Annotated in this window: 14 protein-coding genes; 12 read left to right on the forward strand and 2 right to left on the reverse strand. The window is 73.9% G+C overall.

Annotation, left to right across the window (positions count from 1 at the left end):
• Positions 1–136: 136 nt before the first annotated feature.
• Positions 137–1,114, reverse strand: coding sequence for a zinc-binding dehydrogenase (locus tag AB0D08_RS21905; protein ID WP_359890821.1), 978 nt, complete (start codon positions 1,112–1,114; stop codon positions 137–139).
• A gap of 306 nt (positions 1,115–1,420) precedes the next feature.
• On the opposite strand from AB0D08_RS21905, the gene AB0D08_RS21910 reads away from it, so the two are divergent.
• The 10 genes from AB0D08_RS21910 (at position 1,421) to AB0D08_RS21955 (ending at position 10,675) form a co-directional block, all read left to right on the forward strand.
• A complete protein-coding gene (locus tag AB0D08_RS21910) occupies positions 1,421–2,131 on the forward strand; it encodes an urease subunit gamma (RefSeq protein WP_033824761.1) in 711 nt (236 codons plus the stop codon).
• 52 nt (positions 2,132–2,183) lie between these two features.
• Positions 2,184–3,902 (forward strand): urease subunit alpha, encoded by a 1,719-nt coding sequence (locus tag AB0D08_RS21915; RefSeq protein ID WP_359890825.1) that lies wholly within the window; start codon positions 2,184–2,186, stop codon positions 3,900–3,902.
• Between the two features lie 66 nt (positions 3,903–3,968).
• Positions 3,969–5,006, forward strand: coding sequence for an agmatine deiminase family protein (locus AB0D08_RS21920; RefSeq protein ID WP_033824763.1), 1,038 nt, complete (start codon positions 3,969–3,971; stop codon positions 5,004–5,006).
• A gap of 310 nt (positions 5,007–5,316) precedes the next feature.
• Positions 5,317–5,781: an NUDIX domain-containing protein gene (locus tag AB0D08_RS21925; RefSeq protein ID WP_359890828.1), complete on the forward strand. Its 465-nt coding sequence runs from the start codon at positions 5,317–5,319 to the stop codon at positions 5,779–5,781.
• A 129-nt stretch (positions 5,782–5,910) separates the two neighbouring features.
• The gene (locus AB0D08_RS21930; protein WP_158515627.1) at positions 5,911–6,069 is read left to right on the forward strand and encodes a hypothetical protein; all 159 of its coding nucleotides are present in this window, start codon (positions 5,911–5,913) and stop codon (positions 6,067–6,069) included.
• Positions 6,069–6,383: a hypothetical protein gene (locus AB0D08_RS21935; RefSeq protein ID WP_359890830.1), complete on the forward strand. Its 315-nt coding sequence runs from the start codon at positions 6,069–6,071 to the stop codon at positions 6,381–6,383. The genes AB0D08_RS21930 and AB0D08_RS21935 overlap by 1 nt, the downstream gene beginning before the upstream one ends.
• A gap of 145 nt (positions 6,384–6,528) precedes the next feature.
• Positions 6,529–7,956, forward strand: coding sequence for a M1 family metallopeptidase (locus tag AB0D08_RS21940; protein WP_359890833.1), 1,428 nt, complete (start codon positions 6,529–6,531; stop codon positions 7,954–7,956).
• A 111-nt stretch (positions 7,957–8,067) separates the two neighbouring features.
• The gene (locus AB0D08_RS21945; RefSeq protein WP_359890836.1) at positions 8,068–8,706 is read left to right on the forward strand and encodes an HAD family hydrolase; all 639 of its coding nucleotides are present in this window, start codon (positions 8,068–8,070) and stop codon (positions 8,704–8,706) included.
• 198 nt (positions 8,707–8,904) lie between these two features.
• On the forward strand, positions 8,905–9,789 hold the full coding sequence (locus AB0D08_RS21950) for a spherulation-specific family 4 protein (RefSeq protein ID WP_233289025.1): 885 nt from the start codon (positions 8,905–8,907) through the stop codon (positions 9,787–9,789).
• A 193-nt stretch (positions 9,790–9,982) separates the two neighbouring features.
• Positions 9,983–10,675 carry a TetR family transcriptional regulator C-terminal domain-containing protein gene (locus tag AB0D08_RS21955; RefSeq protein ID WP_033820441.1) on the forward strand — a complete coding sequence of 231 codons (693 nt, stop codon included), beginning with the start codon at positions 9,983–9,985 and terminating at the stop codon, positions 10,673–10,675.
• A 45-nt stretch (positions 10,676–10,720) separates the two neighbouring features.
• Here AB0D08_RS21955 and AB0D08_RS21960 read toward each other — a convergent pair whose 3' ends face one another.
• Complete coding sequence (locus tag AB0D08_RS21960; RefSeq protein WP_359890839.1) at positions 10,721–12,265, reverse strand: hypothetical protein; 1,545 nt, start codon at positions 12,263–12,265, stop codon at positions 10,721–10,723.
• 912 nt (positions 12,266–13,177) lie between these two features.
• Between AB0D08_RS21960 and AB0D08_RS21965 the strand changes: the two genes are divergently transcribed.
• Both AB0D08_RS21965 and AB0D08_RS21970 read left to right on the forward strand, forming a co-directional pair.
• Positions 13,178–13,903 carry a DUF3105 domain-containing protein gene (locus tag AB0D08_RS21965; protein ID WP_033820682.1) on the forward strand — a complete coding sequence of 242 codons (726 nt, stop codon included), beginning with the start codon at positions 13,178–13,180 and terminating at the stop codon, positions 13,901–13,903.
• A gap of 125 nt (positions 13,904–14,028) precedes the next feature.
• Entirely contained in the window at positions 14,029–14,634 is a 606-nt protein-coding gene (locus AB0D08_RS21970; RefSeq protein WP_233289035.1) for a DUF305 domain-containing protein, read from the forward strand.
• The last annotated feature ends 114 nt before the right edge of the window (positions 14,635–14,748 follow it).

Here is a 14,748-nt window from a genome sequence, read left to right on the forward strand (position 1 = left end):
GAGTGATCCATCTGGTGGGGCCGTCGAGGTTTGCGGTGTCCGATGACCAGTTCGGACCGGGAGCGCCCAGGCGTACGCCAGTCCCCCGCAAGCCCCTTGACGACCCATCAGCCCCAGGGTGCGACCGTCTCCCGCGTCAGGCGGTCCGCAGCACGTACTTGACCTCGGCCGAGCGGCCCTCCAGCCGCCGGTGCGCCTCGGCCACCGCGTCCCAGCCGATCTGCTCGACCTCCGGACGCAGCGTGCCGTCGGCGACCAGCCGCAGCGCCTCGGCGAACTGGGCCCGGAAGAGGTCGGGGCGGCGGCCGATCAGCGCCCCCAGGTTGTAGCCGGCCAGCGAGTAGCTGTCGTACCAGACCTGGTTGGCCGCCATCGAGGTGTCCCGGTCGGCCGCGTCCCCGATCACCACGTGCCGCCCGAGCACCGCGAGCAGCGGGCGGATCCGCTCCCGGAGCGGGCCGCCGATCGGGTCGACCACCACGTCGAACCCCCGGCCGTCCGTCAACTCCATGGCCTGCGACTCGAGTTCTCCGTAGGTGAGCGCCCGGTGGTAGCCGCGTCCGGCCGCGAGGGCGGCCCGCTGCGGGGTGCCCGCGGCGCCGACCACCAGACCCGCACCGTAGGACCGGGCGAGGTCGCCGAGCAGGGCGCCGAGTGCCCCGGCGGCGCCGAGCACCAGGACGCGCTCCCCCTCGGCGAGCCGGGCGGCACCCCGGAGCGTACCGACGGCGGTGGCGCCGTTGCAGGCGGTGGCGGCCGCCAGGAGCGGACTCAGGCCGGCCAGCGTGCCCTCCAGCGCGATGGTGGTCGCGGCGCTCGCGACCGCCTGCTCGGCGTGGCCGCCGAAGCCGGTGAGCACGGCCGCGACCGGGGTGCCGACCTCGAGTCCGGTCACGCCGTCACCCAGGGCGGCGACGGTGCCGGCGGCCTCGATGCCGGGCACGGCGGGCAGCCCGAGCGGGAACCGCCCGCGCCGGAACATCACGTCGGCGAAGTGGACACCGCTGTGGGTGACGTCGATGAGCACCTCGCCGGGCCCCGGCTCGGGGGCCTCGATCTCGACCGTCTCCAGGACCTCCGGGCCACCGGTACGGGTGTAGCGGACAGCGCGCACGGCTGCTCCCCCTCAGTTCGATCTCCCCGTCCGCCCCACACCGAGGCAGACCACACCCGAAAGGGTGTGCTCTTATTTGTATCAGAGTTCTGTCATAACCCTGACCCTGGAGATCAGCGGGAGGCCGCGGGGGCCCGCACCGACGGGCCATCGGGGCGAGATGGCGGCCCGGCGGCGCGCCCGGCACGCGGACCGGCCCGGAAGGAGGAACGCTGGACATGACGGCCGGGCCCGGGTTCAATGGGCCGCAGATGTTTGAACGCCGTTCTAACCAGATCATCCACCGGCACCCGTGAGCGAGGAACCGTGCGACTGACCCCCACCGAACGGGACCGGCTGCTGATCTTCACGGCGGCCGAACTGGCCCGCGCCCGCCGTGCCCGCGGCGTGAAACTGAACGTGCCCGAGGCCACCGCACTGATCGCCGACACCGTCTGCGAGGCCGCCCGCGACGGGCGGCGCCTCGCCGAGGCGATCGAGGCCGGACGCACCGTCCTGGGCGCCGAGGACGTGCTGCCGGGCGTACCGGACGTGGTCACCGTGATCCAGGTCGAGGCCGTCTTCGACGACGGCACCCGGCTCGCCGTGGTCAACGACCCCTTCTGCGGCCGCGGCTCACTCGGCGACGACGCCCCCGGAGCGGCCCTGGCCGGCTCCGGCGCGGGCTACGACCCGGTCGAGGAGACCGTGGTGCTCCCCGTGCACAACACCTCCGCCGTCCCGATCTCGGTCACCTCGCACTTCCACTTCTTCGAGGCCAACCCGCGGCTGGCCTTCGACCGCGAGGCCGCGTACGGCACCCACCTGGCCGTCCCGGCCGGCTCCTCGGTCCGCTTCGACCCGGGCGCCACCGTGGAGGTCGGCCTGGTCCCGATCGGCGGCGCCCGGGTCGCGATCGGCTTCGCCGGCCTGGTCGACGGCCCGCTGGACGCCCCCGGCGCCCGGCAGGCCGCCCTGGCGAAGGCCCGCGCGACCGGCTACCTCACCACCTTCGACGAGTCGGAGGTGGAGTCGTGACCGGCCGTCCCGCCCCCGTCACCCCCGCGTCCCACACCCCGGAGGCCGGAGCATGAGTGCCATCACCCCCCACGACTACATCGCGGTGCACGGCGCCCGCACCGGCGACCGGATCCGGCTCGGCGACTCCGGGCTGATCATCCGGGTGGAGTCCGACTCGCAGGAACCCGGCAACGAGTTCCTGGCGGGCTTCGGCAAGACCGCCCGCGACGGCCTGCACCTCAAGGCCACCGCCGTCCGCGAGACCTGCGACGTCGTGATCAGCAACGTGGTCGTGATCGACGCGGTGCTGGGCATCCGCAAGACCTCGATCGGCATCCGCGACGGCCGGATCGTCTCGATCGGCCGGGCCGGCAACCCGGACACCATGGACGGCGTCGACGTCGTGGTCTCCACCGGCACCACGATCGTCTCCGGCGAGGGCATGATCGCCACCGCGGGCGCCATCGACACCCACGTCCACCTGCTCTCCCCGCGGATCATGGAGGCCTCGCTCGCCTCCGGCGTCACCACCATCATCGGCCAGGAGTTCGGCCCGGTCTGGGGCGTCGGCGTCAACTCCCCCTGGGCACTGCGCCACGCCTTCAACGCCTTCGACGCCTGGCCGGTCAACATCGGTTTCCTGGGCCGCGGCTCCTCCTCCGACCCGGCCCCCCTGGTCGAGGCGCTGGCCGAGGGCGGCGCGTCCGGCTTCAAGGTGCACGAGGACATGGGCGCCCACACCCGCGCCCTGGACACCGCGCTGCGGGTCGCCGAGGAGTACGACGTCCAGGTCGCCCTGCACACCGACGGCCTCAACGAGTGCCTCTCGGTGGAGGACACCCTCGCCGTGCTGGACGGCCGCACCATCCACGCCTTCCACATCGAGGGCTGCGGCGGCGGACACGTCCCCAACGTGCTGAAGATGGCCGGCGTCGAGAACGTCATCGGCTCCTCCACCAACCCCACCCTGCCGTTCGGCCGCGACGCCCTCGGCGAGCACTTCGGCATGATCGTCTCCGCCCACGACCTCAAGGTCGACCTCCCCGGCGACGCCGCCATGGCCCGCGACCGCATCCGGGCCGGCACCATGGGCGCCGAGGACGTCCTGCACGACCTCGGCGTCATCGGCATCACCTCCTCCGACGCCCAGGGCATGGGCCGGGCCGGCGAGACCGTCCGCCGCACCTTCGCCATGGCCGGCAAGATGAAGACCGAACTCGGCCCGCTCGACGGTGGCTACGGGACCAGCGACGGCGGCGACGACAACGAGCGCGTCCTGCGCTACATCGCCAAACTCACCATCAACCCCGCCATCGCCCACGGCCTCTCCCACGAGGTCGGCTCCATCGAGGTCGGCAAGCTCGCCGACCTCGTGCTCTGGCGGGCCGACCACTTCGGCGCCAAGCCGCAGCTCGTGCTCAAGGCCGGCTTCCCCGCGTACGGCGTGACCGGCGATCCAAACGCCTCCACCGACCGGTGCGAACCCCTGGTCCTCGGACCGCAGTTCGGCGCCCACGGCGCCACCGCCGCCGACCTCTCCGTCGCCTTCGTCGCCCAGGCCGCCGCCGACGGCTCGTACCTGGACGTCGCCGCCGACCAACTCCCCACCCGCAGACGGCGGGTGGGCGTACGCAACACCCGCGGCATCGGACCGCGCAACATGGTCCGCAACGCCCGGACCGGCCAGGTCCAGGTCGAGGCCGACACCGGCCTGGTCTCGCTGGACGGCGCCCCGCTGCGCTCCGAACCCGCCGAGAGCGTCTCGCTCAGCCGCCTGTACTTCCTCTGACGCCACCTCCGTACCCTCCTCCTCCCTCCCCCACCGCTCACCGCTCACCGCTTAGGACCTGCCTCCATGACCACTCCCGCCTCGCTCGGCTACCGGATGCCCGCCGAATGGCACCCGCACGACCGCACCTGGATGGCGTTCCCCACCGACAACCAGACCTTCGACACCCCCGACCACCTGCACGCCGCCCGGCAGGCCTGGGCACAGGTCGCCAACACCATCGTCCGGTACGAGCCGGTCACCCTGATCGTCAACACCGGTGAGACCGCGGCGGCCCGGGAGTACGTCGCACCCGAGGTCGAGATCGTCGAGAAGCCGCTGGACGACGCCTGGATGCGCGACATCGGCCCGACCTTCCTGATCGACGGCAAGGGCTCGGTCGCCGCCGCCGACTGGATCTTCAACGGCTGGGGCGCCCAGTCCTGGGCCAGCTGGGACAAGGACCAGCACATCGCCGAGCACATCACCGAACTGACCGGCGTCCAGCGGTTCGCCTCCCGCCTGATCAACGAGGGCGGCGGCATCCACGTCGACGGCGAGGGCACCGTACTCGTCACCGACACCGTCCAGCTCGGCGAGGGCCGCAACTCCGACTGGACCCGCGAGGAGGTCGAGGCCGAGCTGCACGCCCACCTCGGCACCACCAAGGCCGTCTGGGTCCCGCGCGGACTCACCCGCGACTACGACGAGTTCGGCACCCGCGGCCACATCGACATCGTCGCCTCCTTCGTCCGCCCCGGCGTCGTGGTCGCCCACGTCCAGCCGGACCCCGCCCACCCGGACCACGAGGTCTGCCGCGAGATCGTGGCCGGCCTGCGCGCCGCCACCGACGCCCACGGCCGCCCCCTGGAGGTCATCGAACTCCCCGCCCCCACCGTCCTGACCGACGAGGACGGCGAGCCGGTCGACTACTCGTACATCAACCACTACGTCGGCAACGGCGTGGTCGTCCTGTGCGCCTTCGACGACCCCCGCGACCAGGAGGCCGCCGCCATCCTCGGCAAGGCCTACCCGGGCCGCGTCATCGAACTGGTCGACGCCCGCGAGATCTTCGCCAACGGCGGCGGCATCCACTGCATCACCCAGCAGCAGCCGAAGGCCTGACACAGCAGGACACCGGGACACCTTGAGCCGGAGCCGAGTCGCCGGACGCCGTACGGGCGCCCGGGCCGACCCGGCTCCGGTCTTCCACAGCTTCCGCCGGTACGCCCCGCGCCGGCCCTCGACACGAACAGGTGCGGCCGCCCGCCGGACGGGTCGGGATCCAACGGCCCCGCGGGCTCCGGATCCCCCACCGGCGCCCCGATGATGCACCTGCGGCGGGCCCAGGACGACGGGATGTTCGACAGATTCGCCGGGCACGTGGAGGATCTGTGGGGCACGGGCCGTGACGTCCGGACGATGGAGGCGCAGCATGCCGAGGCGTGACTACGAGGACGATCCGGGCGCACCGGAGGCCAACAGTCTCGTACCGGCCGCATCCGTCGTGGTGGTCGGCGACGACGGCAAGGTGCTGCTCCAGCGCCGCACCGACAACGGCATGTGGGCCCTGCCCGGCGGAAAGATGGAGCTGGGCGAGTCCCTGGCCGGGTGCGGGATCCGGGAGACCCTGGAGGAGACCGGCATCCGGATCGAGATCACGGGCATCGTCGGCACCTGCACCAACCCCGGACACGTCTTCGCCTACGACGACGGCGAGGTCCGTCAGGAGTTCTCGATCTGCCTGCTCGGCCGCCCGGTCGGCGGGACGATCGCGGTGTCCGACGAGTCCACCGAGGTCGCCTGGTTCACGCCGGAGGAGACCGACGGCCTGCCGATGGTGGACAGCATCCGGAAGCGGCTCACGGACTGGCGTGCAGGCAGCCCGGTCGTGCGCTGACCCGTCGGTGCTGCACTGCCGCGCACCCACCGCCTGCGACCGAAGCCTTCGTCTCCAGGACGCGAGTCGGTGAACTGCCGCCGATCATGGTGGGTCGCACGCTACGGTCGGTGCACAGGAGGTGGCAGTTTGTCAGAATCGCAGCTCTGTACCGCGTGCCACGGCGCGGGAGGCACCGAGAAGGTCACGCACACCGTCGAGCTGGATGCCGAGGGCGACCAGGTGCACCGGCAGGACCGGCACTGGTCGGCGTGCAGTCTGTGCCACGGTGCGACGGTGATCCAGTGATGCGGCTGCTGTTCGTCTGCCAGCACTGCGGCGCCCGCTATCTGACGCCGGCCGACCTGGTCCGGTCCGGGGGCGGCCGGGCCAGTGCCGTGTGGTGCGGCCCCTGCCAGACGGCCGCCCGGGACGGCGGTGTCGCCGAGCCGGCCGAACTGGCGGCCGTCGCGATGCTCCTGGCGGTGCGCGCCCTGCGGACCGCCCTGGCCGCGCGGCTGCGGCGGGAGGCGGCCCGGCGGCCGGACCGGCGCCCGACCCGGCCGGCCCGCACCGGCCGCGGCCGGGTCCGCCCCGGCGGCACCCGAACCAGACTGGGCTGACGGCTACCGGCATGGAGCCAACCGAAGGTGGCCAGCCGACGGTGCCACCCGTACGGGTGAACCGGGGCCGGACGACGGTGCGACCGGCCGTCCGGGCCGTGTCGCCGACCGGGCCCGCGGGCCGCAGTGGCCGATGATGCGCCGTATGACGAGAAGCTCAGCTGGAGCGGTCGCGTTGCGGATCGCCTGCGCGATGGCCCTGTTCACCGGCGTACCGGCCGCGACGGCCTCGGCCGCGTTCGCCGCCCCGGGCCCTGACACCGGATCGCCCACCGCCGGGGGCGCCGGGTCCGGCGACCCGTACTTCCCGCTCGCCGGGAACCAGGGGTACGACGTGGCGCACTACGACCTGGACCTCGACTTCACCCCGGCGACCCACCACCTGACCGCCGAGGCGACCATCCGGGCGACGGCGCAGCGGTACCTGCGCAGCTTCGACCTGGACTACTCGGGGCCGGAGATCACGGGTGTGGAGGTGGACGGGCGGCCGGCGCGGTTCCGGCGCGAGGGACAGGAGTTGGTGGTCGAGCCGGTCCGGCCGCCGCACCCCGGCGAGGGGTTCACGGTGAAGGTCGCCTACCAGGGCGTCCCGCAGCGGATCTCGGACCCGGTGCTCGGCGACTACGGCTGGCTGAACACGGATGACGGTGCCGTCGCCCTCAACGAGCCGGACGGCGCGCGGACCTGGTACCCGGTCAACGACGACCTGAACGACAAGGCCACCTACACCTTCCGGATCACCACCCCGTCCGGGGTGAAGGCCCTGGCCAACGGGGAGCAGCACGGTGAGGCACAGGTCCACGGCGGCCGGTCGACCGTGACCTGGGAGATGCGGCGGCCGATGGCGAGCTACCTGTCGATGGTGGCGATCGGGGACTTCCGGGTGACCCGGGGCGAGGCCGGCGGCATCCCGTCGGTGACGGCGTACGACCCGGCGGCCGGCGGCGACGACACGTTCCTGCGGGCGACGACCGAGCGGGCGGTGGTGGAGCAGGCCCGGCGGTTCGGCCGGTACCCGTTCGACTCGGTGGGCGGGATCATCGACCGGATCGGGGTCGGGTACGAGCTGGAGACCCAGAGCCGCCCGGTGTACGACGGTGAGCCGGACGAGCTGGCGGTGGTGCACGAGATCGCCCACCAGTGGTTCGGCGACTCCGTCACCCCGCGCACCTGGCGGGACATCTGGCTGAACGAGGGGTTCGCGACCTTCGCCGAGTGGCGCTGGCAGGAGGACCACGGAGGCCCGACCGCTCGGGAGACCTTCGACGGGTACTACGCGACCCCGGCCGCGGACCCGTTCTGGCAGCTGAAGACCGGCGACCCCGGGCACGACAACATCTTCGACCAGGACGCGGTGTACACCCGGGGCGCGATGACCTTGCAGGCGCTGCGCGAGCTGATCGGGGAGCGTGATTTCGCCACCCTGCTGGCCGAGTGGCCGACCCGGTACCGCTACGGCAACGCCGACAGCTGCGACCTGCGCGCACTGGCGGAGCAGATCTCGCACCGGGACCTGGGGGCGTTCTTCGACGCCTGGCTGTACACCGCGGCCAAGCCCGCGCCGCCGGCCTGAGGCCGGCTCAGGCCGCACTCGGGCCCGCCGCCGGGCGGCCGCTCAGCGGTCGGCCCGGCGGGTGCGGCGCGGTTCCGCGGCCCGGCGGTGCCGCGTCGCTACGCTGGCGCCATGCAGCGGCTCGTCCTGGTGGACCTGGACCACACCCTCGTCGAACGCCGGTGCCCGACCACCGAGTGGACCGCCGAGTTCTGCGCCGAACGGGGCCTGCCGCCTGCCGCCGAGCCGGCGATCCTGGCGGCACCGACCGCGGAGACCTTCGAGCGGCTGGCGGCGGCGCACGGAACGGACCGGTCCGGGCCGGACCTGTGGACGCGGTACGTGGACGGGCTGGCGGAACGCGTGTACGTCCTGCCCGGTGCGCTGGAGGCGGTCGGCCGGCTCCGGGCGGCCGGCTGGACGGTGACCGTGCTGACCAACGGGTACACCGCGATCCAGGGCGCCAAGCTGGCCAGGACCGGTCTGCTGGAGGCCGTGGACACGGTCTGCATCTCGGAGGAGGCCGGCGCCCGCAAGCCCGACCCGGAGATCTTCCGGGTCGCGGCCCGGAGTTCGGGCCACGACCTGGCGGCGGGGGCCTGGATGGTCGGCAACAACCCGGCCACCGACATCCTGGGCGCGCAGGCGGCGGGCGTCGGGAGCATCTGGATCTCGCCGGAGCTGCCCTGGCAGGCCGACCACCCCGCGCCGGACCACGCGGTCCGCGACGTACCGGCGGCCGCCGAGGTGCTGCTCGGGCTGCCCGGCTGACCCTGCGTCGGATGTCACGCGGCCGTACGGGCGTGGCCATGCGCGCGCGGGCGGCCACGGGCCGGGCACCGGACCGGGATGCTGAGCTGACGTTCCGTCCGATGGTCGACGGGGGTTACGGCGAGCGCCACGAGGCTGTCGCCCACGGGTGCAAGAATGCGATCACGTTCGATCGATCATGGGGGATTCGCTATGCGCATGTTGACCAAGAGCCTGCCGGTGGCGCTGATCGGCGCCGCACTCGCGACCGCGAGCAGCACCTCGGGCGCAGCCGCCGCCGGGCACACCCGCGGCCTGGAGATCGCCGTTCCGGCGTACGTCGCGCCGGGCCACCCGATGCTGACGGGCATCCGGTCCGCGCAGCCCGCGGCGTCGGTCGTGATCCTCAACCCGAACAACGGCTACGACCCGTTCGACGCCACCTGGCAGGCCCAGGCCGACACGCTCCGCACCGCCACCACCGCCACCGGCGGCCACACCAAGGTGCTCGGCTACGTCGACACCGACCACGGCAACCGCTCCCTCGCGGCGGTGAAGGCGACCGTCGACAACTACCTGAGGACCGCCGACCACAAGGTCCACGTCGACGGCATCTTCTTCGACCAGTCCGGCCGCGACTGCGGCACCGACAACGCGCTGCGCGACTACTACCTCGCCCTGCGCACGTACGTGCAGGAGACCGTCTCCGCGCTCGACCCGGAGGTCGAGGAGATGGTGGTGGACAACCCCGGCACCGCCGTCGCCGACTGCTACCTGGAGCCCGGTCACCGCACCGCCGACACCTTCGTCACCTTCGAGAACACCTACGCCGCGTACACCGGCGCCGGCTGGCTCGGCGGCAACGTCTTCAACTACACCGTGGGCTACTACTCGGGTGCCGCCCTCGACCCGAGCGGCACCGCGTTCTGGCACCTGGTGCACACCACCCCGGACGCCACCGCGATGCACGACGCCCTCGACAAGGCCTTCGACCGCGGCGCCGGCTACGCCTACGTCACCGACGACGTGATGCTCAACCCGTGGGACGCCACCCCGAGTTGGGGCTTCGCCGCACAGAGCGCGTACGCCGCCACCAAGGGCTGACGCCGCACGTCCGCCGGGGCCGCGGCCGAACGGCCGGCCCCGGCGGGCACCCCGCCCGGTTCCCGTGCGATGGCCAGGCGATGGCCCCGCGATGGCCGCGACCGGCTCCGGCCTGCGGACGGACGGAGGGCCGGCCCGGCGGCGGCACCACGTATCGTGAGTGATCGTGCCGAACAGCCGGGAGGAACAGCAGATGGCGGAGCCACGGGCGCGCCGGGCTGCCCGGCCGCGCGAGGAGGTGTTCGCGGCGGCCCGCACGGCCATCGCCGAGCACGGGCTCGCCAAGCTCACCATGGCCGGACTCGGCAAACAGCTCCAGATGAGCGCCGGACACCTGCTCTACTACTTCGGCAGCAAGGACCAGCTGCTGCTGGAGACCCTCCACTGGAGCGAGGAGCAGCTCGGCGAACGCCGACGCGCCGCCCTCGCCCGGCCCGGCGCGACGGGCCGGGAACGGCTGGCCGCCTACGCCGGGCTGTACCTGCCCGAGGGGCCCGGTGACCCGCGCTGGATCCTGTGGGTCGAGGTCTGGGGGCGCTCCCCCGCCAGTGCCGAGATCCGGCAGGGCCAGCAGGCGATCGAGGTCCCGTGGCACGCCGATCTGGTCGGCGTGATCGAGGACGGCGTGGCCACCGGCGAGTTCGCCCTCGCCGGAGCGCGGCCGGGCCCGGCCCCGGAGTCGGCACCCACCGGGCCGGACGCTTCGTCCACCGGGCCGGAGTCCGCGCCCGCCGGGCGGGGGTCGGTCCAGGACGTGGCGACGCAGATCAGGGCGCTGCTGGACGGTTTCGCGGTACCGATCGCGATCGGGCTGCCCGGCGCCCGCCGGGAGGACGCCCTGGCCCAGGTGGCCGCGGTGACCACCGCCCTGCTCGGACCGCGCTGACCCGCGCCCCGCAACGGCGGCCCGTGACCGGACCCGGGCGGCTGCTCACTCCGTCCAGAGCGCGGCGGCCGTGCGGTCGTCGGCGTACCCCTTGGCCCTGACCTGCACCTGGCGCAGGAAGTCGACCGTGCCGGGCGGGTGGGGGTGCGCCCAGTGGTTGGACAGGAAGTGCGCCACCGCCGGCTCCTCGGCGATCGGCGCGGCCAGACCGGGGGTGCAGAGCAGCAGGATGTCCCCGGGCGTCGCCGGTACCAGCCGGAACCGGAACGGCCGGGGCGTGGGCGCCGGAGCGGGCGGCAACGGAGGCTGCCCGTCGGGATGGTGCAGCAGCCGGGCCGCGTACGCGTCGATCCAGTGGCCGGAACGGAGCAGGTAGAGCGCGCCCGGGCCGGTGCCGAAGGCGGCCCGGTGGGTCGCCGACGGATCCAGCGAGATCAACATGCAGTGCAGCGAGCCCCGGTCCGCCTCGTCGTCGCCGTCCCCTCCTTCATCGCCCTCGCTGTCGTGGCCGCCCGCCGCGCCCGCCCGATCCGGGCCGTCGGCGGTGGTGTCGACCGCGGTGGCGAGCGGGCCGGAGGCCAGGACGGTCAGCCGCTGCAGCCCGTAGCGGAGCCGGTCGCGCGCGCCGGCCCGGAGGTCCGCGGCGAGCTCGCTGCGGCTGCGGCCGATCGCGGCGGCGAGACGGCGGGCCGCCTCCGCAGCCGACCCGGCGCCGGCCTCGGCGGACTCCCGCCGCCCGGGCGCCGCCAGAACCGCCAGCAGCAGCCCGTCCTCGCCCTCGCCGAAGCGGGTGACCAGCAGGGCGTCCCGGCGCGGCTCGCCGCGGTACCGGGCGGAGTCACCGCGCACCGAGGCCGCCCGCAGCGTGGCGGACCCGTACTGGGCGCCGTCCAGCGCGGTGTCCGGCACCAGGGCGGCCAGGGTCGCCGGCTCGGCCGCGGGCAGCGCGGTGGGCTCGGGACCGTACGTGGGCGGGCGGTCGCCGACGTGCGGCACCGGGGGCTCGACGCGAGGGCGGCGCAGCGGCTGGATCGGCTGCGCCGGCCGTACGGGGCCGGGAGCCGGGCCGGGCGCAGGAGCCGCGGCGGGGGCGGGAGCCGGGGCGGGCGCGGGGACCGGAGTGGGCGCGGGGACCGGAGTGGGGGCGGGCGTGGCGGCCGGCCGCGGACCGGCCTGGGCCTCGGGCGCCGCCGGCGGCTCGGCCTCGACGGTGGCGGGCACCGGGACAGGCTCAGGTGCGGATACGGGTACCCCTACCGGTAGCGGTACCGGTACGGGTTCAGGACTGGGGACAGGTGCGGCCGCGGGTACGGGGGCGGTCACGGCAGGCTCGGCGGTCAGCGCCGGCGCGGGGCTGTCCATCGCCGGGCTCTCCGGCGCGGGGACGGTGCCCTCGGGCGGGTGGGGAACGGAGCCGGCCGTGCGCGGGGCACCGATCACCCCGGCCGCCGAGTTGAACCAGTCGTCCACACTGCCCGCGTCCGGCACCGCGTCCGGGGTGTCCGGCAGGGTGCCGGCCGGGCCCTGGTAGACCGCGTGCCACCAGCCGTCCTCCGGCCGCAGCTGCGGGTGTGCACCCTGGTCGCTCAACTGGCCGCTCCTCGTCCGTGTGTGCCGTCTGCCGAGCGCGTGCCGACCGCCGAGCGGCCCCCGGTGCCGGCCTCGTCGTCATTGTTCCCGACCGGAACCGACCGTGTCCGGGATTCCGGGACAACCGGCCATCCCGTGGGAGGGGCGTTCCGGCCATCTCGGGGGACGATCCGTCCGGGCTTGTCGGAAGTGCCCCAACCAGGGGCGATGAAGCGGCAACCCGCTTGTGACCAGCAGGCCCAGGAAGGCCGACGAGGGGCATCACATCACTCGTTCGGCTGATTAATATGTGCGCATGACCGTGCCAGGGCCGACCGTACCCCCGCCGGGGAGAGCCGCACCCGCGGTCCCCCGTCCGGCCGTGGTGCTGTGGTCCCTGCTCCTGACCGGCCTGATGGCGCTGCTGCCCTGCGCGGACCGGTCCGGCGCCGTCGGCGCGCACCCGGCCGCCGCCCCGCTCCCGGTGACCACGGTGGTCGGCCACGCCGTCCCGGACCACCAGGACCGCCAGCAGGACCGCCACCACGGCCCGGCCGGCGGCCCCGGCCGGGTCGGAGAACACCCCGCTGACCTGGTGCACCGCCGACGGCGGGCACCCGGTCCCGGGCAGCGGCTGCTCGAACCATCCGTTCTGCGGACCCGAGGCCCAGCTCCCGAACGCTCCCCCGCAGCCCGCCACCGTGGTGGCGGCCCGGCTGGTCCCGGCCCGGCTGCCGACCGCGGCCGGGGCCTGCGTCGGGGCACTGCACGGCGCCGACCACTCGCCCGACCTGCACATCCTCCAAGTCAACCGGACCTGAGCGGAACCCACCGCCGGATCACGGCCGACCCCGCTCGGCCCGGCGGCTCCGCCGCACCCCACCACCCCGCACACCGCTGTGCCAGAACGCACGGCGGGGACAAGGACATCCCATGGGTTCCGCCTCCAAGCAGTCCAAGCAGTCGGCGAACCGGCAGGGCCGCCCCGGCGGCCGCGCCGACCAGGCCGCCGACCGCCGGGCCCGGATCGCCGAGCTGCGCGCCGCCGAGGAACGCCGCGACAAGCGCAACAAGTTCATCGCCATCAGCTTGGCCACCGTGCTGATCGGCGGCATGGTCGCCGTCGGCGGCTGGATCGCGCTGGACGCCAAGCAGAAGCGGGACGACAAGAAGGCCGCCGCCGCGGCCGCCGACAAGGCGCGCAAGGACGCGGCGAACGCCCCGATCGACGGCGTCCAGACCTTCGACAACCTCACCCGCAACCACGTCAGCACCAAGGTCACCTACCAGCAGACCCCGCCGGTCGGCGGCGACCACAACCCGGTCTGGCTGACCTGCATGGGCAACGTCTACGACCAGCCGGTTCAGAACGAGAACGCCGTCCACTCGCTGGAGCACGGCGCCGTCTGGGTCACCTACAACGCCAAGGCCACCCCGGACGACATCAAGGCGCTCTCGGAGAAGGTCAAGGTCACCCCGTACTCCTTCATGAGCCCGTACCCGGACGAGGCCGGCACCATCACCCTCAACGCCTGGGGCACCCAGCTGAAGGTCGACAGCGCCACCGACCCGCGGGTCGAGCAGTTCTTCACCAAGTACGTGCAGGGGCCGCAGACCCAGGAGCCCGGCGCGTCCTGCAGCAACGGGGCCATGAAGTGACCCCGGCCGGGAAGAACCGCCCGGACGCCAACGCCGGCGCCACCGCCACCGCGGTGGCCGGGCCCGAGGAGCTCGGCGCCGGACCGGCCGGGGCACCCCGGCGCCGGCTCTGGTGGCCGGCCGCTCTGGCGGCCGTGGTGGCGCTCGGCCTCGGTCTGCCCGCCCTGCTGGCGGGCGGTCCGCCCGCCTCCGGCACGGCCGTCACCGCCGCGGCGACACCCGCCACCGACTCCCCGGAGGCGGGCTTCGCCCGGGACATGGCCGCCCACCACCAGCAGGCGGTGGACATGTCGTTCATCGTCCGCGACCGGACCGGGGACGAGGCCGTCCGCACGCTGGCCTTCGACATCATCAACACCCAGGCCAACCAGCGCGGCATGCTGATGGGCTGGCTCGACCAGTGGGGGCTGACCCAGACCTCCGCGGCCAAGCCGATGGCGTGGATGGGCCACACCTACGAGGCGCACGACGGCTCGCTGATGCCCGGCATGGCGACCAACACCGAGCTGGACCGGCTGCGTTCGCTCAACGGCCGGGACGCCGAGGTCTGGTACCTGCAGCTGATGATCGAGCACCACAAGGGCGGGCTGGGGATGGCCCAGGCGTACGTCGACGCCAGCACCAACCCGGCCGAGAAGCGGCTCGCCCAGACGATGATCAACGGGCAGCAGGCCGAGATCGGCCTGATCACGGACATGCTCGCCGAGCGGGGCGCCAAGCCGCTCACCTGACACCTGACACCACGGTCCCGGCGGCAACCGACACGCCGCCGGGACGCGACCGGGGTGGGCCGAACAGCGCGTACGCGCCGATCAGCAGGCCCGCCGGGGAGTCGTCGGCCAGCC

The sequence above is a fragment of the Kitasatospora sp. NPDC048540 genome, assembly GCF_040651175.1.
GTDB lineage: Bacteria > Actinomycetota > Actinomycetes > Streptomycetales > Streptomycetaceae > Kitasatospora.